Source organism: Stenotrophomonas sp. SXG-1, from assembly GCF_014083965.1.
Taxonomy (GTDB): domain Bacteria; phylum Pseudomonadota; class Gammaproteobacteria; order Xanthomonadales; family Xanthomonadaceae; genus Stenotrophomonas; species Stenotrophomonas geniculata.
Map to the genome: position 1 here is coordinate 4,163,675 of NZ_CP046588.1, position 23,489 is coordinate 4,187,163.

Sequence of the window (23,489 nt, forward strand, 5' to 3'; positions counted from 1 at the left end):
TCCTGGTTCGGTGGATGACGAGCACGTCCGCTGTGCAGTTGGAGCAACGCGCGAGGATCACCGACTTCTGGCGTTCACGTCAAATACACGCCGTTTGAGGCAGGTGCCAGCCTGCTCGCTGAACTTGCATCTGAAACGATCCAGCCAGTGGCCGGGATCCAAGCTGAATACGGATCAGCCCTGCGCTGACGGGGGCCCGGCCTGCAGGCTGGTACGCACCTGGAACAGCTCGGGGAAGAAGGTCAGTTCCAGCGCCTTGGCCAGGAAGCCCACCCCGGACGAGCCGCCGGTGCCGCGCTTGAAGCCGATCACCCGCATCACGGTGCGCATGTGTCGGAATCGCCATAGCTGGAAGGCGGTCTCCAGGTCCACCAGGTCCTCGCACAGCGCGTACTCGCGCCAGTAGCGGTCGGTGTCCTGGTAGATGCGTTCGAAGACCGGCTGCAGTGCGTCGTCGGCCACATGCGGCTGGGTCCAGTCGTGGTTTTCATACACGGCCGGTACGGCGTGGCCGAAGCGGGCCAGGTACTTCAGGAACTCCTCGTACAGGCTGGGCGCCTCCAACACGGTGCGCAGCTGCGCCTGTCCGGCCGCATCGTGCTCGAACACCTGCAGCATCTGCGCGTTCTTGTTGCCCAGCAGGAACTCGATGTAGCGGTACTGCAGCGACTGGAAACCCGAGGACGGGCCCAGCACGTCGCGGAAGCCCATGTACTCGGACGGAGTGAGCGTTTCCAGCACCGACCACTGCTCGGTCAGCTGGCGCAGCACCTGCTTGCTGCGCGCCAGCACCTTGCGGCACTGCCAGACTTCATCGCGCTGCAGGAAGCCGATTGCGGCACGCAGTTCGTGGCCCAGCAGCTTCAGCCACAGCTCCGAGGTCTGGTGCTGGATGATGAAGAGCATCTCGTCGTGGTGCGGCGGGTTGGACAGCGGCTGCTGCGCGCTGAGCAGCTGGTCCAGCCGCAGGTAGCCGCCGTAGGTCAGGCGCCCCTGCAGGTCGGTGTGGATGCCGGCTTCGAGATCGCGTTGGTTGTTGTCGACGGACATGGTTGCGGCCAGATCGGGGGCGGCAAGGGTAGCGCGTTGCCAGCCGCGCGGGCAGCCGCGCCGTCCATACCGGGGCGTGCGGTGCCCCGTGGAGCATTGGCCGATGCGGGGCCTGCGCGTGGAACCGATCGGGTCGTTGCGCCAGCAGTCAGCCAGAGGCGTATTCTGATGCTTTGCAGCAACGACTGAATACGTTGTTGTTATTGGCCCCCCACCCGCCGGCAGGGGTAAAACAGGGCGTTGCCGTGTTGCGGCGCAGGAAGGCTATTCCGTACGCGTTCCTTAACATGGCGATTCATATCATTTGTAACTTCTCTGTCGAAGGTGCAGTACGCAATGACGGTTGCCGCTGAATTCAAGATCGAATACCTGCAGTACCTGGACGCGGACGGCAAGCTCGTCCGCGATGACCTGCCCGCGTCGCTGCGCGACCCCAAGGTCCTGGTACCGCTGTTCAAGCAGATGCTGTTCGTACGTACGTTCGACAGCAAATCCATCGCGCTGCAGCGCACCGGCAAGCTGGGCACCTATGCCGCCTGCCTGGGCCACGAAGCGGCGCACGTGGGCATCGGCGCAGCGATGCAGAAGGACGACGTATTCGCGCCTTCGTACCGCGAGTATGGCGCGATGTTCATGCGTGGCGTGCGCCCGCACGACGTGCTGATGTACTGGGGCGGCGACGAACGCGGCAACGATTACGGCGGCAACGCGGCCAAGGACTTCCCGTTCTGCGTGCCGATCTCCACCCAGTGCCTGCATGCCGCGGGCGCCGCGCTGAAGTTCAAGCTCAACAAGGAACCGCAGATCGCGGTGGCCGTGTGCGGCGACGGCGGCAGCTCCAAGACCGACTTCTACGCGGCACTGAATTCGGCCGGCGCCTACAAGCTGCCGCTGATCCTGTGCATCGTCAACAACGGCTGGGCCATCTCGGTCCCGCGCTCGGCCCAGACCGGTGCCGAAACGCTGGCGCAGAAGGGCCTGGCCGGCGGCCTGCACTGCCTGCAGGTGGACGGCAACGACCTGATCGCCGTGCTGGCGGCGATGGAGCAGGCACGCGAGCGTGCGCTGGCCGGCGACGGTGGCACCGTGCTGGAACTGATGACCTACCGCCTGTCCGACCACACCACCGCCGATGACGCGCGCCGCTACCGTGACGACGCCGAGGTGAAGGATGCCTGGCAGCGCGAGCCGATGCTGCGCCTGCGCAAGTACCTGATCAACGCCGGTGTGTGGAGCGAAGAAGAGGAAACCGCCTGGGTTGCCGAGTGCGGCACGCGCGTGGACGAGGAAGTGAACCTGTACCTCAACACGCCGGTGCAGCCGGTCGAGGCGATGTTCGACTTCCTGTATGCCGATCCGCCGCCGGACCTGCTGGCCCAGCGTGCCCAGGCGATCGCCCTGGAGAAGCGCCATGGATGAGATCAAGAACGGCGCGCCCGGCGCGCACACCAACGCCGCCGACAGCGCTGCTGTCGCGCGCGGAGAAGAGAGCATGACCACCACGCCGATCACCCTCATCGAAGCCATCACTCAGGCGCTGGCCTGGGAGCTGGAGCACGACCCGTCGGTGCTGGTGCTGGGCGAGGACGTGGGCGTCAACGGCGGCGTGTTCCGCGCCACCGCCGGCCTGCAGCAGCGCTTCGGTTCCGAACGCATCCTCGACACCCCGCTGGATGAAACCACCATCGCCGGCCTGACCATCGGCCTGGCCGCGCAGGGTATGAAGCCGGTGGCAGAAGCCCAGTTCGATGGCTTCATGTACCCGATGGTCGACCATATCGTCTGCCACGCCGCACGCCTGCGCTACCGTACCCGTGGCCGCCTGCACTGCCCGATGGTGCTGCGCGTGCCGTGGGGCGGTGGCATCCGCGCGCCGGAACACCACAGCGAAGCCAACGAGGCGATCTTCACCAACGTGCCGGGCCTGCGCGTGGTGCTGCCGTCGTCGCCGCAGCGTGCGTACGGCCTGCTGCTGGCCGCGATCCGCGAACCGGATCCGGTGATCTACATGGAGCCCAAGCGCATCTACCGCCAGTACAAGGAAGTGGTCGTCAACGACGGCGAAGCCTTGCCGCTGGACGTCTGCTTCGTGCTGCGCGATGGCACCGACGTGACCCTGGTGACCTGGGGCGCGCAGGTGAAGGAAGCACTGGAAGCGGCTGACAAGCTGGCCGGCGAAGGCATCAGTGCCGAAGTCATCGACGTGGCCACGCTGCGCCCGCTGGACTTCGCCACCATCGCCGAATCGGTGGCCAAGACCGGCCGCTGCGTGATCGTGCAGGAGGCCCCGAAGACCGCGGGCTTCGGCGCCGAGATCGCCGCGCGCCTGGCCGAGGAATCGATCTACGACCTGCTGGCCCCGGTCGAACGCGTTACTGGCTACGACACCCACATTCCGCTGTTCCGCCTGGAAATGAAGTACCTGCCGAGCGTTGAGCGGATCGTGGCGGCAGCCAAGCGCGCGGTGGCGGCCGGCTGACATGCGGGCCCGCCTTCTGGGGGCTTACCGCAGCCAGTATCCCAACCCGCTCCGGTTCCACACCGGCCAGATCGTCGAAGTAGGTGTCCGTGACGAGGAATGGCCGGCGTTTGCCTGGGTACGCACCAACGATGGGCGCGCTGGATGGGCGCCCATCGCCTGGTTGCAGCTGCTGGACGAGGGTCGCGCCGAAGCCCTGTGCGACTACGACGCCCGCGAGCTGGATGTGGAAAGCGGCGAGATGGTGAAGCTTCATCACGAACACGGTGGGTGGTGGTGGTCCGAGCGCGCCAATGGCGCGACGGGCTGGCTGCCGGCCCGCGAACTGGAACTGCTGGAAGAGAACTGCAAATGAGCCAGACCAAGAACTTCAACCTGCCCGACCTGGGCGAAGGCCTGCCGGACGCGACCATCGTCGAGTGGTTCGTCAAGGAAGGCGATGTGATCAAGCTGGACGAGCCGCTGGTCTCGATGGAGACCGCCAAGGCCGTGGTGGAAGTGCCCTCGCCGTTCTCCGGCAAGGTGCTGAAGCTGTCCGGCGGCGCCGGCGACATCATCCCGACCGGCTCGGTGCTGGCCAGCTTCGAACTGGACCCGAACCTGCCGCAGCGTGCCGATGGCCAGGACACCGGCCACAGCCATGGTCACGCCGCACCTGCCGCTGCACCGACGCCGCCGCCGCTGCCGGCCGCTGCCGCACCGGTCGCCGTGGAAGAAGCCAAGCCCGCCGCGGCCGAGCGTGATGACGCCGGTACCGTGGTCGGCGCGATGCAGAGCTCCAATGCCGTGCACGCGGAGCAGGCGCTGGCCGTCGGTGGCGTCAAGGCCGTGCCGGCCGTGCGTGCGATGGCGCGCAAGCTGGGCGTGGACCTGAGCCGCGTGCCGGCCACCGGCACCGATGGCGCCGTGACCATGGCCGACGTCAAGCAGGCCGCCGCCAACGGCAGCGCCAAGCTGGGCGCTGCTCCGGCGCCGGTCGCTGCCGCCGCGTATGCCGCGCCGGCCCCGGCGCAGGTGTCTGCCCCGGTGCAGAGCGAAGCCCGCACCCCGCTGTCTGCCGCCGGCAAGCCGATGCGCACCCAGCCGCCGGGCGTGGTCGCCAAGGGCCAGCCGGAACCGCTGAAGGGCGTGCGCCGCAACATGGCCCGCGTGATGGCCGACGCGCACAGCAAGGTCGTGCCGACCACGCTGAACGACGACGCCGACATCCATGCCTGGCTGCCGGGCAACGACGTCACCGCGCGCCTGGTGCGTTCGATCGTGGTCGCCGCGCAGAAGGTGCCGGCGATGAACGCCTGGTTCGACGGCGAAGCACTGACCCGCACCCTGCATGCGCAGGTGGACATCGGCATCGCCGTGGACACCGACGACGGCCTGTTCGTGCCGGCCCTGCGCAATGCCGACATGCTCGACGCACGCGGCATCCGCGAGGGCGTCAACCGCCTGCGCGAGCAGGTGGAATCGCGTTCGATCGCCGCCTCGGAACTGAGCGGCTACACCATCTCGCTGTCCAACTTCGGCATGTTCGCCGGCCGCTACGCGACCCCGGTCGTGGTACCGCCGTGCGTGGCCATCGTCGGTGCCGGTCGTGCCCGCCACCAGATGACCCCGGTGATGGGTGGCGTGGAAGCGCACAAGGTGATCCCGCTGTCGGTCACCTTCGACCACCGCGCGGCTACGGGTGGCGAGGCCGCTCGCTTCCTGCGCGCGATGATGGACGATCTGGCGCTGGCCAGCTGATCCAGCTGATCGGTGGGTGCCAACCTTGGTTGGCACATGAACGGGAAAAACGCCGGGCACTGCCCGGCGTTTTTTTGTGCCCGCATCCACGCATGGCGTGGATCCACAAACTGCCCGCGATCAATCGCGAGCGACCATACCCTCGGCGCGGCTGTAGACACGCAGGCGGTGCCCGTCAGGATCCGCTCCGACGAAGGTGTGGCCGAACTCCAGCGTCACCGGCGCCTGCAGAATCTGCACGCCGAGCGCGCGCCACGCATCGTGCGTCTGCTGCACCGTCTCGGGTTTGGCGACCAACATCGCCAGTTCCGCAGCGCCGGCCTGCGCGGACACCGCCGGCTGCACGTCATCGCGCTGCCACAGGCCGAGCGCGGCGCCATCACCGAGCAGGAACAGCGCAAAGCCGGGCGACTGCTCGACCGGCGGCTTGCCGAGGATGCCGCTGTAGAAGGTGGCGCTGGTGGCGACGTCGCGCACGTACTGCAGCAGGGTGCTGGGCGTGAACATGGGGAAGCTCCGTTGTGGGGAGCGATCATGGTGGAACACGTCTGCTGACAGATTCTGTCAGTAGATCAAGCAGATGAAGTCGACCGGGTAGAGTCGATCGTCGTTCGAACATCTCGCGTATTGCGGGCATTTCCGCCATCGGATGGAAAAACAGGCGACCCACTGTGATCTCGCGACATATCGCAAAGCCAAGTCATGATGGGAGCTGTCGTCGGCGATGAACCTTCGCTCTTTTGGAGCCCCCCGGACCAATCAAAGGGAGACGCAGTTACCAGTTGCAACAGACAGAAGTGATTTAGAGTCAAATGCAGACGGAACGCAACTTCACATAATACACATGAAAAGGAAAGTTCATGACCACAATACGCAGATATCTCCCGTTATTGGCAGCCATCATCACCGCTTCTCCCGCCTTTGCGGACGACGCCCCCAAGGATGTGGCAATACAGCACTACGCGGAAACCATGCACATAGGCACGTTCGAAGCCGCGCAACGAATGGATGCGGAACGGGCCGCCGGTAAACTCAGCGCACGGCTTCAGAGGGAGAAGCCTGAGACGTTCGCCGGCCTTTACATCGAGCACTCCCCTGAATTCAGGATCATCGTGAAGTTCACTGGCGATGCCTCGGGCCAACTATCTGCCTATACCAAAGATCGCCTCTACGTCGCGGAAAATTCGCCACGCTCTCTCGAGCTTCTCCGCGCCACCCAGGCGGAAGTGTCCGAGCAGCTCGTCAAGGCCGGCATCGAATTTGCGGCCACGGTAGACATAAAGAATTCCATCGTCGAGGTATATGTACGCGATCCCGATGCCGTACGCGCCAGACTTTCCAATCTTCTCTCCGTCGTCGACTTCATCCGCGTAAAAGAGACCACAGGTTTCATAGAGCCAACAAACACTGTGGCGGGCGGGCGGCGACTGGAGGGCTACCAGCAGCAACTCTGCACAGCAGGCTTCAACGTGGTCGAAACTGCAACTCGCGAATTAGGCTTGGCCACTGCCGGTCACTGTGACAACGACAATTATCAACGCAACCCAACCGCTCGCATTCTGTTCAAGAGTGAACGCAACAAAGGATCTTACGACGTTCAGTGGGGTGCACAGCAGCGTGGCGGCGTCATCTTCTCCCAGTCGAACGAAATCATTGTCGATGGGGAAAAGCTGGCGATAACCGATGAGGCATCACTTGCCGACATGACACCAGGCACAACGGTCTGCAAGTTCGGCGTAACGACCGGTCGCACATGCGGATCCATCAAAGACGCAGAGTTCGCAGCCAACTGGAAGGGGGAAGCCGGCACCTACGTCCAAGTCGTCAGCCTTGATGGAACCGTGATGAACAAAGGCGGCGATAGTGGTGGTCCCGTCTATGCCGGCAACTCCGCCTACGGCCTTGTTCATGGCAGGGGAAACGATGGCTCTCCTTGGGAGAATGACCTTTTCTTCATGCCCATAGAGAGAATGTCCACCCTGGGCGTCGCTACCCTGACGAAGCCATTTCAGCTGGACAGCGTTCCAAACGTGTCTGGAACAGGCGCCAGCGTTACTGCCACGATGAACTTCAGTGGGTATCCGAGGTTTCCGGTATACATCAACCTCGAGGTCGTGACGTGTCCCGCCGGATGGATCTGCATCGGGGGGCGCGCCAAAGTCGACAAGAACATTCCATCTCCCATCACCTTCACCTGGGGTTGTACACCCAGTAAACCTGGTGAACCCCAAGTTTCGAGAGTCAGGACATTCTTGGAAGATGCGTCGGGCCTCGTAACCCAGGCCATAGAGTCGACGATTACCTGTACCACCCCGACCTCCCCGGCACATAGCCAACCAGCTGTGTAAGCCCACCACGTTGATGCACAGCGCCATTCCTCATTGTGGCTACGAACGATCCAGCCAGTCCGGTGCGATGCCCTGTGCTTTCTGCCAGCGCCGCAGCAGGGTGGCGCGTGGCACGCGGTAGTGATCCTCCAGTGCGCGCACCTGGCGGATGCGGTCCAGCCGGAAATGGCGGAAGTCCTCGCGGCTCTCACACCACGCTGCCAGCATCGGTACTTCATCGAAGTAACCCAGCGCGAACGGCCAGACAATGCGCTCGCTGCGCTGGCCGTGCGCGTCCTGGTAGCCGAACTTCAGGCGCTGCTGCGCGCTGACTGCTTCACGCACAACCTGCAGACGTGCGGCGGGCACCTTGGTTCCCATGCGCGAAGGGCCCACGCGCAGGCCGCTATCACGCAAGGCTTCCCGGCGCGCGGCTGGCAGCACATGCGCGATACGCGCCAGGGCATCACGTGCGGCCTCGGCCAGCGCAGGCTCGGTGCGGGCCGCGACCCAGCGCAGGCCCAGCACCAGCGCGTCGATCTCGGCCGGTGGCAGGGTCATCGGCGGCAGGGTATCGCTCGGCGCCAGCTGGTAGCCGACGCCGGCCTCGCCACGCAGGTCGGCGCCCTGCTCGCGCAGGGTCTCGATATCGCGGTACAGCGTGCGCAGACTGATGCCCAGCGCGTCGGCCAGCGTCTGCCCGGCCACCGGCCGTCGATGGCGGCGCAGCAGCTGCAGCAGCTGGGTCAGGCGCAGCGCACGCGACATCAGCCGACCAGCGCGCGCGATGCCACCACGTGCTCGCCCGGTTGCGGGGCCAGCGCGGCCTCGACCAGTGCCTTGGCGATCTCGCTGGCCGGGTTGATCCGCCACGCACGCGGCAACACCGGCCCCAAAGCACCCAGCACCGTCAGCGCCAGGCGCTCGCCACGACGCACCTCGTTGCGCTCGCCCCCGATCAGGCCGGGACGGACCAGGGTCAACGAGTTGAAGCCCAGCGCGCGCAGGTCACGCTCCAGCTCGCCCTTCACCCGGCTGTAGAAGATCGACGACTGCGGGTTGGCGCCGGCCGCGGAATTCAACACATAGGTACTGGCCCCCTGTGCCTGTGCGAGCCGTGCGAACGCCAGCGGATAGTCGTGGTCGATGCGATGGAAGGCCTCGCGGCTGCCGGCCTGGGCAATGGTGCTGCCCAGCGCGCAGATGACCGCGTCTACGCGCGCCCATTCGGGCGAGGTGGGCAACGCGTCGAAGGCCAGCACCGGGTTCTCCAGCTTCCCGTGGGTTACGCCCAACGGGCGGCGGGTGGGCGCCACCACGGCGCTGCAGCGCGGGTCGACCAGCAGCCTGGGCAGGGTCAGCCCGCCGACCAGGCCGGTCGCCCCCAGCAACATCACGCGCATCACCACCTCCGCTGCGGCATCCTGTCGCCCATCGTAGCCGTTCAAGCCATCGGCAGCCGCGCCGATATGCTGGAACCTGCCCCTGCCAGCCCCAGGATTCGCTCCATGACGGACCAGCCCGACCACCGCCCTGCCCCCGGTACCGCCCTTGGGCCGCCGGCACGCGTGCGCGCGGTGGTGGACGATGGGCTGGGCGACCGCGTGGTGCTGCAGGGCGGCGGTGGCGTGGCCCTGCAGCAGCTGTTCGCAGGCGCCGACGCGCCGGAACCGCTGCTGGCGGCGTTCGCCAACGGCATGGCCACGCTGCCTGGCGAGCTGGGCGACATGGGCGACCGCCTGCAGTCGGCGCAGGCCAGCGCCGATTGGCCGCGCTATGGGCGCGCGATGCGGCAGCTGATCGACAAGTACATCCGCACCATCGAGCAGCATTCGCCGGACGGTCAGCCGGAAAGCCTGCGCCTGTCCGAGCAGCTGCGGTTGCTGCTGGGCGGTGCGGTGGTGGCCCTGCTGCAGCACGACCCGGATCTGCGCGAACAGGCGCAGGCCCTGGCCACGCGCCTCCGCCAGTGGCAACCGGGTACCGCACTGGAGCCGATCGAACAGGGCGTGCGCGAACTCGGCCACCAGGTCGGCGTGCGCGCCGAGAGCTGGCAGGAGCAACAGGCGCTGCTGCTGGAGCTGTTCGCCCTGTTGCTGGAGAACGTGAGCGAGCTGCTGGATGACCGCAGCTGGCTGCAGGGCCAGATCGCGGCGGTGCGCCAGCTGCTGGATGGTCCGCTGGAAGCCGAAGCAGTCGAGCGCACCCGCGCCGAACTGCGCGAAGTGATCTACAAGCAGGGACTGCTGCGCCAGGGCATCGACGATTCAAAAGCGGCGATGCGCGGATTGATGGGCGAGTTCATCGAGCGCATGGATGGCATGGCCACCAGCACCGGTGAGTACCATGACCGCATCGGCAGCTACGCGCTGCAGCTGCGTGAGGCGCGCAGCATCGCCGACCTCAACCAGCTGCTGCAGGAGGTGATGCGCGATACCGGCAAGGTGCAGCAGCAGGCTGCGCAGGCCCGCGATCACCTGGCCAGCGCGCGGCAGGAAGTGGAACGCGCAGAGCAGCGCATTGCCGAGCTGGAGCAGGAGCTGCGTGCTGCTGGTGACCTGGCGCGTATCGATCCGCTGACCCAGGCACTGAACCGCCGCGGCCTGGACGAACTGCTGCAGCGTGAGCTGGCGCGTGCCATGCGCAACAACTCGCCGCTGGGCGTGGCGGTGATCGATCTGGATGATTTCCACCTGACCAACGAGGCGCACGGTCACGCGGGTGGCGATGCTTTGCTGCAGCACCTGGTGGCCGTGTGCAAGCTGCTGCTGCGCGCCACCGACGGCATCGCACGGTTGGGCGGCGACGAGTTCGTGCTGGTACTGCCGGAAACCCAGGGCGCCGACAGCATGGCCACCGTGCAGCGCCTGCAACGTTCACTGGCGCACCGCGTGCTGACCGTGCAGGACCGGCGCGTGCCGGTGCATTTCAGCGCCGGGCTGGCGCAATGGCAGCCCGGTGACGATACCGAGACCCTGCTGCGCCGCGCCGATGACGCGCTGTATGCGGCCAAGCGGCAAGGCAAGAACCGGGTGCAGGCGGGCTGATGATACAGCGTGCAGACGCTGTAGCGCCCGAGCCCATGCTCGGGCGGCGGCGCGCAGCGCCGTAGAGCAGCCGAGCGTGGGCTCGGCTCTACAGATCATTTACCGCGCAGCTTCTGCAACCCGGTCACCGCCGCCAGCACGATGGCGCCGGCGATGATGCCGACCACCATGTTGGCCGCAGCACTGATCAGCCAGCCCCACTGCCCTTCACCGCCCAGCGCCTGCACCGCGTGGTGCAGCGCCGGCACGTTGTGCACCAGGATGCCGCCGCCGACCAGGAACATGGCGATGGTGCCAGCCACCGACAGGAACTTCATCAGCCACGGCGCCGACGCCACCAGGCCGCGACCGAAAGCGGCAATGGCTCCGCCCTTGCGCGACAGGTACAGGCCGACGTCATCAAGCTTCACGATGCCCGCGACCAGCCCATAGACGAACACCGTCATCGCCAATGCAACCACGGCCAGCGTGACCACCTGGTTGGTGAACGGCGCGGTGGCCACCACGCCCAGGGTCAGCACGATGATCTCGGCCGAGAGGATGAAGTCGGTGCGGATCGCGCCCTTCACCTTGTCCTTCTCCCACGCCACCATGTCCACCTGCGTATCGGCCAGCGCCTTGCGACGCTCGGCCTGGCGCTCGGCATCGTCGTCGGAGGAATGCAGGTAGCGGTGCGCCAGCTTCTCCACACCCTCGAAGCACAGGAAGGCACCGCCGATCATCATCAGCGGCACGATCAGCGGCACGTTCCAGCCGCGGCTGTGCAGCCAGGCCTCCAGCGCGCTGATCGCCAGAGCCGCCGGCACCAGGATCACCTTGTTGACCAGCGAGCCTTTGGCCACCGCCCACACCACCGGCAGCTCGCGGTTGGCGTTGACCCCGGTGACCTGCTGAGCGTTCAGCGCCAGGTCGTCGCCCAGCACGCCGGCGGTCTTCTTCGCCGCGACCTTGGTCAGGACCGAGACATCGTCGAGGAGGGTGGCGATATCGTCGAGCAGGGCGAACAGGCTGGCACCGGCCATGGGAAGTCCAGAGAGGGAATGAGCGGATTCTGACCGATACCGGGGCGGCTGCGGAAGCGGTCGGATTCACCGCGTGCCTACCGCCCCCCGGCGACACTGCGGAATCCGGACATTGCTGGCCAGGGGCCGGCACGACCGTCTTTGCCGCATGGGAGTTCCGCTTGAGCAATCCGCCCACCGCCAATGGCAATCCCCCGCTGGTCAAAGGCATGAACCGGCGCAGCCAGATCCTGCGCCTGTTGATGCGCTACCGCCATTCAGGCGTATTTTCCGGCATGAACCTGGATGCCGCGGGCAATCCGGCCGACGTACCGGCAGATGGCAACCCGGAACAGTTCGTCAGTGACCTGGAAGCCTTGGGGCCCACCTTCGTCAAGCTGGGCCAGATGCTCTCTACCCGCCCGGACATGGTGCCGGTGGAGTTCGCAACGGCGCTGGAGCGCATGCAGGAGAAGGTGGCCGAGATTCCGGTCGAGCGCATCCATGCCATCGTCGAGCAGGAACTGGGCGCCCCGGTGAACAAGCTGTTCGCTGCGTTCGATCCCGAGCCACTGGGCTGCGCGTCAATCGCGCAGGTGCACCGCGCGGTGCTGCACGATGGCCGCCAGGTAGCAGTGAAGGTGCAGAAGCCTGAAGTCGCCGCGCAGCTGCGCTCGGACCTGGAGGCGCTGCGCAGCTTCGCGCTGGCCGCCGACCACCTGACCCAGGTGGGCCGCCGCGTGCGCCTGCGGGATTGGCTCAACGAGTTCGCCAAGACCCTGATGCAGGAGCTGGACTACCACGCCGAGGCCGAGAACCTGGCCCGCTTCGGCCGGCACCTGAAGCCGTTCCGCCGCCTGTGGATACCGCAGCCGCTGTGGGACTACAGCAGCCAGCGCGTGCTGACCATGGAACTGGCCACCGGCGTGCGCGTGGATGCGATCCCCGATGTGCGCCGCACCGAACAATCGATGGACCCGTTGGCGGCGGCGCTGATCCGCGGCTACCTCGACCAGATCTTCGTGCACGGCGAGATCCACGCCGACCCGCACCCCGGCAACCTGCGGGTGATGCCCGATGGCCGGCTGGCGATCTTCGACCTGGGCATGGTCGCGCACATGCCGCCGCGCCTGCGCGAGCGCTTGCTGAAGATCCTGTTCGCCGCGGTCGACGGCCGTGGCGAGGAAGTGGCCGACGACCTGATCAGCATCAGCACGCGGCTGGAGGCGTTCGACGAGGAACGTTATCTGCGCGAGACCGGCCAGTTGATCGCGCGTTACGCCGCCAGCGGCACGTTCTCCGAAGGCCGCGTGGTGCTGGACATGGTGCGCATCGCCACCGCCTGCGGGCTGCGCACGCCGCCGGAACTGAGCCTGCTGGGCAAGGCACTGCTCAACCTGGAAACCGTGTGCCGGCTGCTGGCACCAGAGCTGGAAACACGTCGCATCGTCGAGCGCCAGCTGCAGCACGTGATGCGCGCACGCCTGAAGAAATCGCTGTCTGCCGCCAACCTCGCCAGCGAGGCGATGGAGCTGCAGCAGCTGCTGCGCGATGGGCCGCGCAAGCTGTCGGACATCATGGCCCTGCTGGCCGAAAACCGCCTGCAGATGAAGGTGACCGGCCTGGAAGAATCGCGGTTGATGGAGAACCTGCAGAAGATCGCCAACCGCGTCGCGGCCGGCATCATCAGCGCCGCGTTGATCATGGCCGCCGCGATGATGATGAAGATCGACACCGGCTGGCATCTGTTCGGCTACCCGCTGATTGCGCTGATTCTGTTGTTCATCGGCGTGGTGCTCGGCCTTGGCATCGTGACCAGTGCATTGCTGTTCGACCGTCGCGCACGGGCACGCGAAGAACGCGGGCATCGCTAGCGCATCAACGAAAACGCCGTATTCATGCGGTCTTTAATGCAATCCAACGTAGCCTTTCACGCTCGTTTTACCTTCTGAGCGCGATTTCGCGCGCGTCATTCCAACAAACATTTCAGTCAGGTTCGTGCATGCACTATCGGGTCATCGGCCTGTCATGTGCATGTGCTTGCGACAGCGCCGGTCGGATGGACACGCGTCGGTACGACGTCCATCAACATCCCGTCACTGCCGAAGCTGCCTATGCTCTGGATACTGTTGTTGTCGTTGTTGCTGCTGTGCTGGCTGTTCCTCGCGTCCGACAAGTGGGTGTGGTGGAAGGCCAGCGCATTCTCGCTGCTGCTGCTCATGCTCAGCGCATGGTGGCTGATCGACAAGCTGTCCGGTGATGGACTCAACGCTGCAACCCTGTACCACCTCGGCGCCGACATGGAAGGCGCCGGTGTCTCCGACTTCAAGGGCTACATCGCCGGCTTCATCGTGCTGGCGCTGGTCTCGCTGCTGCCGCTGTTCGCCACGCGGGTGAAGCGCTGGCGCCGGCCCGGCCACGGTGGCGCGTTGTTCGCCGGTTTCGCGGCCGTGTGGGTGGCCACGATCATGATCAGCCCACTGGCCCGCGACGGCCAGCGCCTCTACCAGCAGCTGCGCCCGGTCGACTTCGCGCGCATCGCCCCCGAGTACCAGGTGCCGACGCAGCCGCTGCAGCGCCCGCGCAACATCGTCTGGATCTACGGCGAAAGCCTGGAGCGCACCTACCTGGATGAGAACGTGTTCCCGGGCCTGATGCCCAATCTCAACCGGCTGGCCACAAAGTCGCTGGACGTGCGCGGGCTGGCCTCGGCCGAAGGCAGCGGCTGGACCATCGCCGGCCTGGTGTCGTCGATGTGCGGCGTGCCGTTGACCACCTCGCAGGGCGATGAGAACAGCATGGACCGCATGGGCAGCTTCCTGCCCAAGGCGGTATGCCTGGGCGACTACCTGAAGCAGCAGGGCTACACCAACCACTATCTGGGCGGTGCCAACGGCCAGTTCGCCGGCAAGGGCCAGTTCCTGGCCAGCCACGGTTTCGATGAAGTGCATGACCTGGCCTGGTTCAAGCAGCAGAAGAAGATCGGCCGCATCCACTACTCGGCCTGGGGCGTGCACGACGACGTGCTCCTGGACACCGCCTACCAGCGCTTCGAGCAGCTCTCGCGCGCCGGCTCGCCGTTCATGCTGACCACGCTGACCATGGACACCCATCACCCGGCCGGGCACCTGCCGGTGTCGTGCAAGGGCGAGCGCTACCAGAGCCAGTACGGCAACATCAACATGCTCAACGCGCTCAAGTGCAGTGACCGGCTGATCTCGCAGCTGGTGCAGCGCATCCAGGCCAGCCCCTACGGCAAGGACACGCTGATCGTGATCGCCTCCGATCACCTGGCGATGCCCAACGATCTGACCCACATTCTGACCCGGCAGAAACGCGAGAACCTGCTGCTGTTCCTGGGCGATGGCATTGCCCCGCAGCAGCTCAGCGCCGACGCCGGCACCACCCTGGATTCGGGTGCGACCCTGCTCAGCCTGCTGGACCCGAACCTGAAGACGATGGGCTTTGGCCGTTCGCTGATCGATACCCAGCGCGCGCCGAGCGCCAGCGTCGCCGCACGCCGCGACGGTGGCCGCGACTACCCGCAGTACCTGGCCTTCGCCCGTTCACTGTGGCTGGGTGAACCGACCCGCGAGCTGAAGATCGACGGCGACGACCAGGTGGTGGTCGGCCTGCAGCACGTGCAGCCACCGGTGCTGCTCGAGTACGACAAGGACTGGGGTTTGAAGTCCGTGTATCTGGAAAACACCTCGCGCCAGTTCGATGATGCCAACCCGGACAACACCCTGGCCTATGTCGACCGTTGCACCGCGTTCGAGGACGGCTCGGCCGACGGTGACTGGTGCGCCCTGCTCGTCAACCGCGACAACGGCATCAAGCTGTACCGCGACAACGACCTGCGTGGCGGCATTGCCGTGGATGCGCCGCTGGACGCCTTCCAGGGCCCGCGCCCGAGCGTGCGCCAGGCACACATGATCACCCAGAAGGGCCGCCGTACCCGCGCCGGCCAGTACATGCTGCAGCTGGTGGCGAGTACGCGCCCGGATCGTGGTTTCTGGATCGAAGCGGTGTCGTCGCAGCGCAAGGTGGTGCTGGCCCAGCAGTGGGTGCAGCCCGATGCCAACGGCAAGATCAACGTGTCGTTCGGGCTGGATCACGAAGTGGACGATCTGGAGATCCGCGCGTGGTTGAACCACGCCGAGAAGCTGGCAGTGGATACGTTCGCACTGGTGCCCTCGCGCAGCCGACCGCGGGGGTAGGGTTCTTTGCAGGGCTGCGCCCTGCACCCGCTACAAGCCGGGGCAACAGCAACGGCAACAGCGTGCATTCCGTGGTTGGGTGGGGCGGTGTCGGAGTGCGGGGACGCCGTGAATCCGTCCTTGGAGCAACTGTGTTGATGGAGGAGCTTGGCCCCTCCATGAGACGGGCACGGTAGTGCCGGCCGCTGGCCGGCAGCCTTTGGTCTTGCGCCCTGCCTGGCCTTAGGCTGGGACCAACCCGTTTTCAGCGTCGCGCACCCGGGCGTTGAGGATCACCAGCATCTTCCGCATCACCGCCACGATGGCTACTTTTCCTTCTTTGCCTCGGGCTCGCAGCGACTGGTAGAAATCGCGCAGTTGAGGTTCATGCCGCATGGCCGACATGCTGGCCATGTAGAGCACCTGGCGGATCTCGGCTCTGCCGCCATGGATGCTGCGTTTCCCTCGCATGGTTCCGCTGTCGTGGGACATCGGAGCCACACCGACGAGGCTGGCGATGGCCTTGCCGCTGATCTTTCCCAACTCGGGAAGATAGCTTGCCAATACCGCCTGCAGGCCAGGGCCAACGCCCTTCATCGACTTCAGGACAGCCAGTTGAGGCTGCTGGGTAACCTGCTCGGCAATTTGCTTTCCCAGACGTTCAACCAGCGTCTGCAAGCGGGTGATGTTGGCCTGCAGTAGCCGGCGCAATTCACGATCACCGACCATTTCCAGCTGCTGCCGCGCGATGGTCAGCGCGTGCATCGCCTGTCGACGTGCCCGCACGAATTCCCGCATTTTCTGCTGCCAAGGCTCCAGCGGTTGGTAGGCCGGAAGTTTCACCAAGGCCGCCATCTGCGCCAATGCATAGGCATCCAACCGGTCGGTCTTGGCCATCTGCCCCATCCCCTGAGCCAGCCTGCGGGCCCGCAGGGCATTGGCGCGGACCACCGGATGGCCCACTGCGTGCAGAAAATCCAGCACCGGTCGTTCGTAGCCGCCGGTGGCTTCCAGCACGATCTGGCTGACCGGACGCTTCTTCAGCCAAACATCCAATTCAGAAAAGCCGGAGCGGTTATTGCAGACCTGCAGGGTCTCTCCGTCCGTCGTGCCGACATCCAGTTGGCGCTTGCTGACATCAATCCCGATCCCGTTCATCACCGGACTCCGTATAGTCTGGAAGGGTCGAGAGCTCCCCCGCTTGCCCAGTCTTATCACTGCGAGTGTCAGCTCCAGCAACTGTTCGGGCGGATCAAGGGAGATTCCGGCGTGGGCGCCAAGCTCCAAGGCGATCGTCGAGATCCAGGCTTACACGGCGGCCCACGCCGGCTCTCGGCACCTACGCTGCCAGATTTCCATCAGATAAGGCTTGGCAGCCGCATCCATGCGGCTGACACCCCGCACTCCGACACCGCCCCACCTCTGACAGATTCCTGCGGCTGTCGGTAGGTGTCGACCTTGGTCGACACAATCTGTCAGATATCGAAAATCAAAATGGGGTCAGATCCGTTTTCCTACGGAAAACGGATCTGACCCCAAAAGCAATTCCAACAGATCGCGGAAATCTGTCGAAGGCGGGGTGGGGCCGGTTGCGGGAGTGTCCGCGGCATGGATGCCGCGGCCAAGCCCCCAAGGATGGGTTTACGGCGTCTCCCGCAACCGGACCCACCCCGCCAATCCTCGGAATGCCAGCTTTTGCTGTTGCTCTTGCGGTTGACGTTGCTTCGGCGGGTGCAGGGCGCAGCCCTGCAGAACACCCCCTACTCCTGCGGATCGCGGGTGATGTGGATGTCGGTCGGGGTCGACAGCGGAATGTTCCGCTCCGCCAGGATCTGCAGCAGGCTGAAGTACAGATCGCTGCGGGTCGCATACACCTGCCGCGGGCTGGCTACGTACGCGAAGCTGTTGATGGTGATCTGGCCACCGGCAATGCTGTCGATGTAGACCGTCGGTGCCGGCTGATTCAGCACGTTGGTGTGCGCGGTGTACGCATCCAGCAGCGCCTGCCGCAGGTTGCCGACATCGGTGCTGGGCGGCACCGCGAACTGGATCTGGATGCGGCCCTGGTTGTTGCCCATCGTCATGTTGCGCACGGTCTTGGTGACCAGCTCGGAGTTGGGCACGATCAGCGTCGACTTGTCGCCCACTTGGATCTCGGTCGAACGCAGGCTGATGCGGCGGATGTCGCCTTCCTGATCACCCAGCTTCACCCAGTCACCGATCTTCACCGGGCGCTCGGCCAGCAGGATCAGGCCGGAGACGAAGTTCTGGGTGATCACCTGCAGGCCGAAACCAATACCCACCGACAGCGCGCTGACCAGCAGTGCCAGCTTGCTCAGCTGCAGTCCCATCGCGCTCAGGGCCCAGATCACCGCGATGATGATGCCGACGTAACGGGCGACGGTGCTGACCGAATTGCGTGCGCCCAGATCCAGTTCGGTCTTGGGCAGGTAGGTGTCGGTCAGCCAGCGCTGCACCAGCTGGGTGATCGCCAGGCCGGCCAGCAGCGCCAGTACCGCCATCACGATCCCTGCCGGTGCCAGCTTGGTACCACCGATATCGAAGCCGGTCGTGAACAGAGAAGTGAATCGGTCCACCACTGCGCCGATGTTGCCGAACGGTGCCACCAGGGCAAGCAGCGTGAGCAGCACAACCACGGTACGCAGCGCCGCCGACAGCAGCACGCCGGCCTGCTCCAGGCGCGACACGCTCAGGCCGGTGCTGAGCAGGATTGTCTGGCCCACCTTGCTGTCCGCGTTGAGCATCCACGTGCTCAGGTCATCAACGAACTTGAACAGCAGGGTCGCTGCCAGCACCACGATGCTGCCGCCGATCAGCTGCTGGTTCACGAACTTGGCGAAGTTCAGGTAGCCCAGCAACGTCGCGACGATGGCGGCCACCACCGCGACGTTGCCCGCCACGCGTGCCAATACCAGCCAGCTGCTGCGGCGCACCGGCGTGGCCGCGCCCACGCCATCGGCCTGTGCCTCCAGCTTGGCCTCGGCCTCGGCGGTCTGCCGGCGATGCAGACGTGCCAGGGTCACCAGCATGGCCATGATCAGGCCCAGGTAGGTCAGGGCAATCAGGCCATCCAGCGCCACCGTGGTGACATCGCTGGTGCGCGTGGCCTGGTCGAGGGCCATCAGCACCGTGCTCAGCCAGGCCAGCGCCGCCGCGCCCCACGCGTACTTGCGCAGCTTCAGCGCGGCGGTGTCGTCCAGGTTCAACAGCCGCCATGACGGGCGCTTGGGCACCAGCATGCAGGCGCTGAGTGCAGCGATGAAGGCGGCGCGGAAGGTGGCCGTCTCCAGGCCGTCGGCCACCACCTGCAGGCGCGGCGCGATGGCATCGATGGCGTCCAGCGCCGCCATCAGCACCACCACGGCATAGCCGGGCAGCAACGTGCCGACCAGCAACAACCACATGGCCAGGCCGGAACGGCGCAGGCGTCCATCAGGCGCACGATCGGACGCGGCGAACTGCCGCCCCAAGCGGCGCAGCCACAGCCGCAGCGGGAACATCATCACCAGCGCGGCGATCAGGCCCAGCAACGGCGTGCCCCAGCCATTGGCCCGGACGCCGGCAACGAACGTATCGCGCCCCTGCTCGGCCAACGGCGCGACGCGTGCGATATCGATGGGCAGGCGCTCGGCCACCTTGCTCCACAGTGCCGGAGACAACGGCGAGGCGACCTTCTTCCCCATGTCTTCGGCGCGCTGCGCAGTGCGCTGCTGGTCGATGTCGGCTGCCAGCTGCTGGGCACGCACGGCACTGGTCTTGGCCTGCGCCACCGATGCGGCCAGGCCGTCGCGCTGCTTGTTGATCGTGCGCCGTTGCGCCGCCAGTTCGGGCGGCTCGGTGGTGCCTTCGGCAGGCGTGCCCAGCTGCGCCAGTTGTTCGTCGAGGCGAACCAGCTGGGGCTGCAGCGCCTTTTCCAGCGCCTCGGCGTCACGCCGTACCTGCGAGGCATTCTCCGACAGCATCGCCAGCGTCTCGATGGCTTCAGCATCGCCACGCTTGCGATCGATCTCCTTCAGGCTGGACTCGATCTGCGCCAGCTGCTGCTTCGGCGTGGGGTCTTCATCCTGTGCCAGCACCGGCGCGGACAGCAGGAGGGCGGTGCACAGCATCAGGACCCACCAAGGGCCCCGTGCACGGATCGATCGCAGGAAAGAAGACACGCCAGCCACACCGGTTCGCGCGGACCACCGCGCCTGCGCGCGACTATACGGCACAGGCGGTAAAGGGCGGATGGGCGACGCGCAGCAGTATCAGTACTTCAGGCGCAGCTCTTCCACGGTCGGCTGCTGCAGCGCGTACCAGTCCTGGAACTCTTCCTCGGTGATCTCATCGGGCGCGTACACCGCCACCGGATGCCAGTCGTGGTCGGTCGGCAGCGGCTGGCGCGGGCCGGCACGCAGGCTGTAGGACACGCCTTCGTAGTCGACCAGATCATCGACCTGCGGCCACTGTTCGCGTGCGAACGCGGATTCACTCTTCAACAGGATCACCTGGTACATCGGCACCTCCACTTCGGTTGGATCAGGAAAACACGGCGCTGGCCGCAGGATACCGCCGCACCGGTGACAACGGGCACGCCGCAGCGGCGACGGAACGTTCTGGACACGGCCATCGCCCCGGCTTCACCCGCCCATGGCAAGGCCCTCGGCATCGTGGAGGCCCCCCCCTGCCACGACCGCCGATGACCGAGCACCCGCCGCTGAAGACCGTTGCCGACCTCAAGCTGCCCCGCTACCTGGGCACCTGGTACGAGATCGCACGCCTGCCGATGCGCCATGAACCGGAAGGCTGCACCGACGTGTCGGCGCACTACACCCTGCTCGACAACGGCAACGTTGGCGTCACCAACCGCTGCCGCATGGACGGCGAGATCGAAGAGGCCACCGGCGAGGCCTGCGCGATCGACAACGACAGCGCGCGCCTGGAGGTCAGTTTCCTGCCCAAGGGCCTGCGCTGGCTGCCGTTCGCCAAGGGCGACTACTGGGTGATCCAGGTTGCCCCGGACTACAGCGTCGCGCTGGTCGGCAGCCCGGACCGCAAGTACCTGTGGCTGCTGGCCCGCGAACCGCAGCTGGACGCCACCGTGCAGGACCATTATCTGGCGTCCGCCCGCCTGCAGGGCTTCGATCTGTCCGAACTGATCCAGACCCCGCATACCGGCCAGCCCACGGCCTGAGCCGCACACGACCATGGACCTGAAGAGTGGTTACCCGTGGTGGGCGGTGCGCAACGGCCTGATCCACGCCTTCCCACCGCTGGAAAAGGACCTGCGCTGCGACGTGCTGGTGGTCGGCGGCGGCATCACCGGTGCACTGATTGCCGACGAGCTGTCCCGGCATGGCCACGACGTGGCGGTGATCGAACAACGCGACATCGGCTGGGGCAGCACGGCGGCCAGCACCGCGCTGCTGCAGTACGAGATCGATACCCATCTGCTGGAACTGGCCCAACGCTATGGCCAGGACGCCGCCGCGCTGGCCTACCGCGCCTGTGCCGAGGCCATTCCGGCGCTGGGCGAGGTCGCTCGCGGCCTGAAGGACGTTGATTTCCAGCGCATGGACAGCCTGTACCTGGCCAGCCGCCATCGCGACGTGCCGCGCCTGATGGCCGAGGGCGATGCCCGTCGCGGTATCGGCCTGGATGCCCGCTGGCTGGGCCCGGAGGCACTGCGGGAACGTTTCGACGTTGAGGCCGGCGGCGCCCTGCTGACCCGGCAGGCGGCCCGGGTTGATCCGTATCGGCTGACCTATGCGCTACTGCAGCGCCTGCGTCGGCGCGGCGGCCATGTGCATGACCGCACCGTACTGCACAGCCTCGATGCTACCGCGCGCGGGGTGACCGCCCGTACCGAAGCCGGTGCCACCATCCGCGCACGCCACGTGGTGCTGGCCATGGGCTATGCCAACCAACGCTGGCTCAAGCAACGGGTCGCACGCAACCGCAGCAGCTACGCCTTCATCACCGATCCCATCGATGCGGACGTGCTCGGCCGGCTGCGCACCACGATGGTGTGGGAAAGCGCACGCCCCTACCTGTACCTGCGCGCCACCGGCGACCAGCGCCTGCTGGTCGGCGGGCTGGACGACGCCATCGACATCCCCGCCCGCCGCGACCGGCGCGTTCAGAGCAAGGCCGACCAGCTGATGAAGCAGCTGCTGCGCTGGTTCCCACGGCTGGACCCGGTGCCGGCGTTCTCCTGGGGCGGCACCTTCGCCGAGACCGCTGATGGCCTGCCGTTCTTCGGCCCGCACGAACAATGGGGCCCGCGGGTGCACTTCGCCATGGCCTACGGTGGCAACGGCATCACCTATTCGATGATCGGCGCGCAGCTGCTGCGGGCCCGGATCGAGCGGCGCACGCATGCGCTGGAGGGGCTGTTCGGGTTCGGCCGGTTGTAGCCTGCAGCCAGGCATGGCCTGGCTCTACCGTAAGCGGGCGCCGACAGGCATCATTCAAGCAACCCCTGCTAGCGTCGGCCTGTACCGCCGCGTGTTGCGTGGCCACCTGTCCGCTGGAGCGCCGTCATGATCCGCCCCCTGACCCTGCTGCTGTGCCTGGCCCTGCCGGGAACCGTGCTGGCCCAGTCCGCCGCAGGCGCCACCGCGCCGCAGGCGGCCGGCCTGGACCTGACGCTGCCGCAGGCGCCGATGCGCTACCTCAACGACCCGGCCCTGCAGCAGGACCCGCCGGGCACGTACTACGGCGACAAGAGCGGCCCGCGCGTGCACGACGACGCGAAGATCGCCGACGTGACCGACGACAAGGTCAAGGTGTCCGGCAGCTTCACCACCGGCATCGGCTATTCCAAGAACGGTGGCAACAGCCACTACAACGCCGCCACGCTGAACCTGAGCAAGAACTACACCACCGATGAAGGCAAGACCCACGGGGTCAACGTCAACATCCACGTGAGCGAAGGCAAGGGACCGGGCTTCTTCGGTCCGTATGGCGGCTATTACGGCCGCGGCCCGGGCTATTGGGACTACCCGCCGCCGTACGGCTGGTAAGCCAGCTCCTGTAGAGCCGAGCCCATGCTCGGCTACGGTTGGCCGCAAAGCCGAGCATGGGCTCGGCTCTACATGGCCAAACGTCAATCCAGCCAGCCATCGCGCTCGCTGTGCAGGATCCGGCCGTCATAACCGCTCAGGCGCACGTCCACCTTCTGGTTGCGTGCATTGCGGGCCTCCAGCGACCAGGTCGCACCATCGCGTTCCAGCGAATGGATCTCGCGCAGGCCATGCGCCTGTGCCCGTGCCAGCACCTGCTCGGTGGTCAGCAGCGCGCGGCCGCTGTGCTCGTCGAAGATCTCGCCGGTCTTCGGGTCCACGTAGACCTCGCTGAAGCGGCCATCGGCGCGGCTCACGTCGGCCTCCCACAGGCCATCATCGCGTTCGATCTCGTGGATCTGGGTGTAGCCGGCCTTGCGCAGGGTCTGTTCAACCTGGGCCATGCCCAGCGGCGCGGCCTGTACGGCCGGCGCGACGGTCAGCAGGGCAACAGTGGCGAGGGTGAGCGACTTCAACATGGGGGTTCTCCTGTTCGTGTTCGTGGCCGGACCATCCCGGCAACGCCACAATGCACCCCGTGGTTAACAGCGCCTTAGCCGGCACTGTTAGCCAGCTGTT

Annotated in this window: 19 protein-coding genes and 1 pseudogene; 11 read left to right on the plus strand and 9 right to left on the minus strand. The window is 66.2% G+C overall.

What is annotated here, in order from left to right; genetic code table 11:
• Window positions 1-174 precede the first annotated feature (174 nt).
• The gene (locus GOC52_RS19020) at window positions 175-1,050 is read right to left on the minus strand and encodes a tryptophan 2,3-dioxygenase (RefSeq protein WP_019338596.1); all 876 of its coding nucleotides are present in this window, start codon (window positions 1,048-1,050) and stop codon (window positions 175-177) included.
• Window positions 1,051-1,386: 336 nt separating this feature from the next.
• Here GOC52_RS19020 and pdhA point away from each other — a divergent pair, with 336 nt between their 5' ends.
• From pdhA to GOC52_RS19040, 4 genes are read left to right on the plus strand one after another with little or no spacing between them, the layout of a single operon-like run.
• Entirely contained in the window at window positions 1,387-2,469 is a 1,083-nt protein-coding gene (pdhA, locus tag GOC52_RS19025; RefSeq protein WP_019338597.1) for a pyruvate dehydrogenase (acetyl-transferring) E1 component subunit alpha, read from the plus strand.
• Window positions 2,462-3,529: an alpha-ketoacid dehydrogenase subunit beta gene (locus tag GOC52_RS19030; RefSeq protein ID WP_019338598.1), complete on the plus strand. Its 1,068-nt coding sequence runs from the start codon at window positions 2,462-2,464 to the stop codon at window positions 3,527-3,529. Before pdhA ends, GOC52_RS19030 begins: the two co-directional genes overlap by 8 nt.
• A gap of 1 nt (window position 3,530) precedes the next feature.
• A complete protein-coding gene (locus GOC52_RS19035) occupies window positions 3,531-3,884 on the plus strand; it encodes an SH3 domain-containing protein (protein WP_005411349.1) in 354 nt (117 codons plus the stop codon).
• Complete coding sequence (locus GOC52_RS19040; protein ID WP_053443622.1) at window positions 3,881-5,269, plus strand: dihydrolipoamide acetyltransferase family protein; 1,389 nt, start codon at window positions 3,881-3,883, stop codon at window positions 5,267-5,269. Before GOC52_RS19035 ends, GOC52_RS19040 begins: the two co-directional genes overlap by 4 nt.
• A 120-nt stretch (window positions 5,270-5,389) precedes the next feature.
• Here GOC52_RS19040 and GOC52_RS19045 read toward each other — a convergent pair whose 3' ends face one another.
• A complete protein-coding gene (locus tag GOC52_RS19045; protein WP_191850142.1) occupies window positions 5,390-5,776 on the minus strand; it encodes a VOC family protein in 387 nt (128 codons plus the stop codon).
• A gap of 353 nt (window positions 5,777-6,129) precedes the next feature.
• On the opposite strand from GOC52_RS19045, the gene GOC52_RS19050 reads away from it, so the two are divergent.
• Window positions 6,130-7,617 (plus strand): S1 family peptidase, encoded by a 1,488-nt coding sequence (locus GOC52_RS19050; protein ID WP_053443624.1) that lies wholly within the window; start codon window positions 6,130-6,132, stop codon window positions 7,615-7,617.
• Between the two features lie 39 nt (window positions 7,618-7,656).
• On the opposite strand, the gene GOC52_RS19055 is transcribed toward GOC52_RS19050, so the two are convergent.
• Window positions 7,657-8,364 carry a helix-turn-helix transcriptional regulator gene (locus tag GOC52_RS19055; RefSeq protein WP_191850145.1) on the minus strand — a complete coding sequence of 236 codons (708 nt, stop codon included), beginning with the start codon at window positions 8,362-8,364 and terminating at the stop codon, window positions 7,657-7,659.
• Complete coding sequence (locus GOC52_RS19060) at window positions 8,364-8,999, minus strand: Rossmann-fold NAD(P)-binding domain-containing protein (protein WP_191850147.1); 636 nt, start codon at window positions 8,997-8,999, stop codon at window positions 8,364-8,366. The genes GOC52_RS19055 and GOC52_RS19060 overlap by 1 nt, the downstream gene beginning before the upstream one ends.
• Before the next feature lie 105 nt (window positions 9,000-9,104).
• Here GOC52_RS19060 and GOC52_RS19065 point away from each other — a divergent pair, with 105 nt between their 5' ends.
• On the plus strand, window positions 9,105-10,643 hold the full coding sequence (locus tag GOC52_RS19065) for a GGDEF domain-containing protein (protein WP_049453972.1): 1,539 nt from the start codon (window positions 9,105-9,107) through the stop codon (window positions 10,641-10,643).
• Window positions 10,644-10,738: 95 nt separating this feature from the next.
• Here the strand turns inward: GOC52_RS19065 and GOC52_RS19070 are convergent, their stop codons facing one another.
• Window positions 10,739-11,665 (minus strand): DUF808 domain-containing protein, encoded by a 927-nt coding sequence (locus GOC52_RS19070; protein ID WP_191850149.1) that lies wholly within the window; start codon window positions 11,663-11,665, stop codon window positions 10,739-10,741.
• 206 nt (window positions 11,666-11,871) lie between these two features.
• Here GOC52_RS19070 and GOC52_RS19075 point away from each other — a divergent pair.
• Together GOC52_RS19075 and GOC52_RS19080 are read left to right on the plus strand one after the other, a co-directional pair.
• Window positions 11,872-13,518, plus strand: a pseudogene (locus GOC52_RS19075) (ABC1 kinase family protein); the annotation flags it as partial.
• A gap of 240 nt (window positions 13,519-13,758) precedes the next feature.
• Window positions 13,759-15,864: a phosphoglycerol transferase I gene (locus GOC52_RS19080; RefSeq protein ID WP_191850151.1), complete on the plus strand. Its 2,106-nt coding sequence runs from the start codon at window positions 13,759-13,761 to the stop codon at window positions 15,862-15,864.
• Window positions 15,865-16,086: 222 nt separating this feature from the next.
• Here the strand turns inward: GOC52_RS19080 and GOC52_RS19085 are convergent, their stop codons facing one another.
• The 3 genes from GOC52_RS19085 to GOC52_RS19095 all read right to left on the minus strand — a co-directional run bounded on the left by GOC52_RS19085 (window position 16,087) and on the right by GOC52_RS19095 (window position 20,363).
• Complete coding sequence (locus GOC52_RS19085) at window positions 16,087-17,001, minus strand: IS110 family RNA-guided transposase (RefSeq protein ID WP_010480741.1); 915 nt, start codon at window positions 16,999-17,001, stop codon at window positions 16,087-16,089.
• 602 nt (window positions 17,002-17,603) lie between these two features.
• Complete coding sequence (locus GOC52_RS19090) at window positions 17,604-19,973, minus strand: DUF3772 domain-containing protein (RefSeq protein WP_099559887.1); 2,370 nt, start codon at window positions 19,971-19,973, stop codon at window positions 17,604-17,606.
• A 141-nt stretch (window positions 19,974-20,114) separates the two neighbouring features.
• Window positions 20,115-20,363, minus strand: a complete 249-nt coding sequence (locus GOC52_RS19095) for a hypothetical protein (RefSeq protein WP_006474562.1) — start codon at window positions 20,361-20,363, stop codon at window positions 20,115-20,117.
• Window positions 20,364-20,545: 182 nt separating this feature from the next.
• Between GOC52_RS19095 and GOC52_RS19100 the strand changes: the two genes are divergently transcribed.
• The 3 genes from GOC52_RS19100 (at window position 20,546) to GOC52_RS19110 (ending at window position 22,871) form a co-directional block, all read left to right on the plus strand.
• Window positions 20,546-21,040: a lipocalin family protein gene (locus GOC52_RS19100; protein ID WP_019336294.1), complete on the plus strand. Its 495-nt coding sequence runs from the start codon at window positions 20,546-20,548 to the stop codon at window positions 21,038-21,040.
• Window positions 21,041-21,053: 13 nt separating this feature from the next.
• Window positions 21,054-22,262: an NAD(P)/FAD-dependent oxidoreductase gene (locus GOC52_RS19105; RefSeq protein ID WP_049453979.1), complete on the plus strand. Its 1,209-nt coding sequence runs from the start codon at window positions 21,054-21,056 to the stop codon at window positions 22,260-22,262.
• Window positions 22,263-22,388: 126 nt separating this feature from the next.
• Window positions 22,389-22,871 carry a hypothetical protein gene (locus GOC52_RS19110; protein ID WP_019661543.1) on the plus strand — a complete coding sequence of 161 codons (483 nt, stop codon included), beginning with the start codon at window positions 22,389-22,391 and terminating at the stop codon, window positions 22,869-22,871.
• A gap of 83 nt (window positions 22,872-22,954) precedes the next feature.
• Here the strand turns inward: GOC52_RS19110 and GOC52_RS19115 are convergent, their stop codons facing one another.
• Window positions 22,955-23,389 (minus strand): PepSY domain-containing protein, encoded by a 435-nt coding sequence (locus GOC52_RS19115; RefSeq protein ID WP_043401290.1) that lies wholly within the window; start codon window positions 23,387-23,389, stop codon window positions 22,955-22,957.
• Window positions 23,390-23,489: the final 100 nt, after the last annotated feature.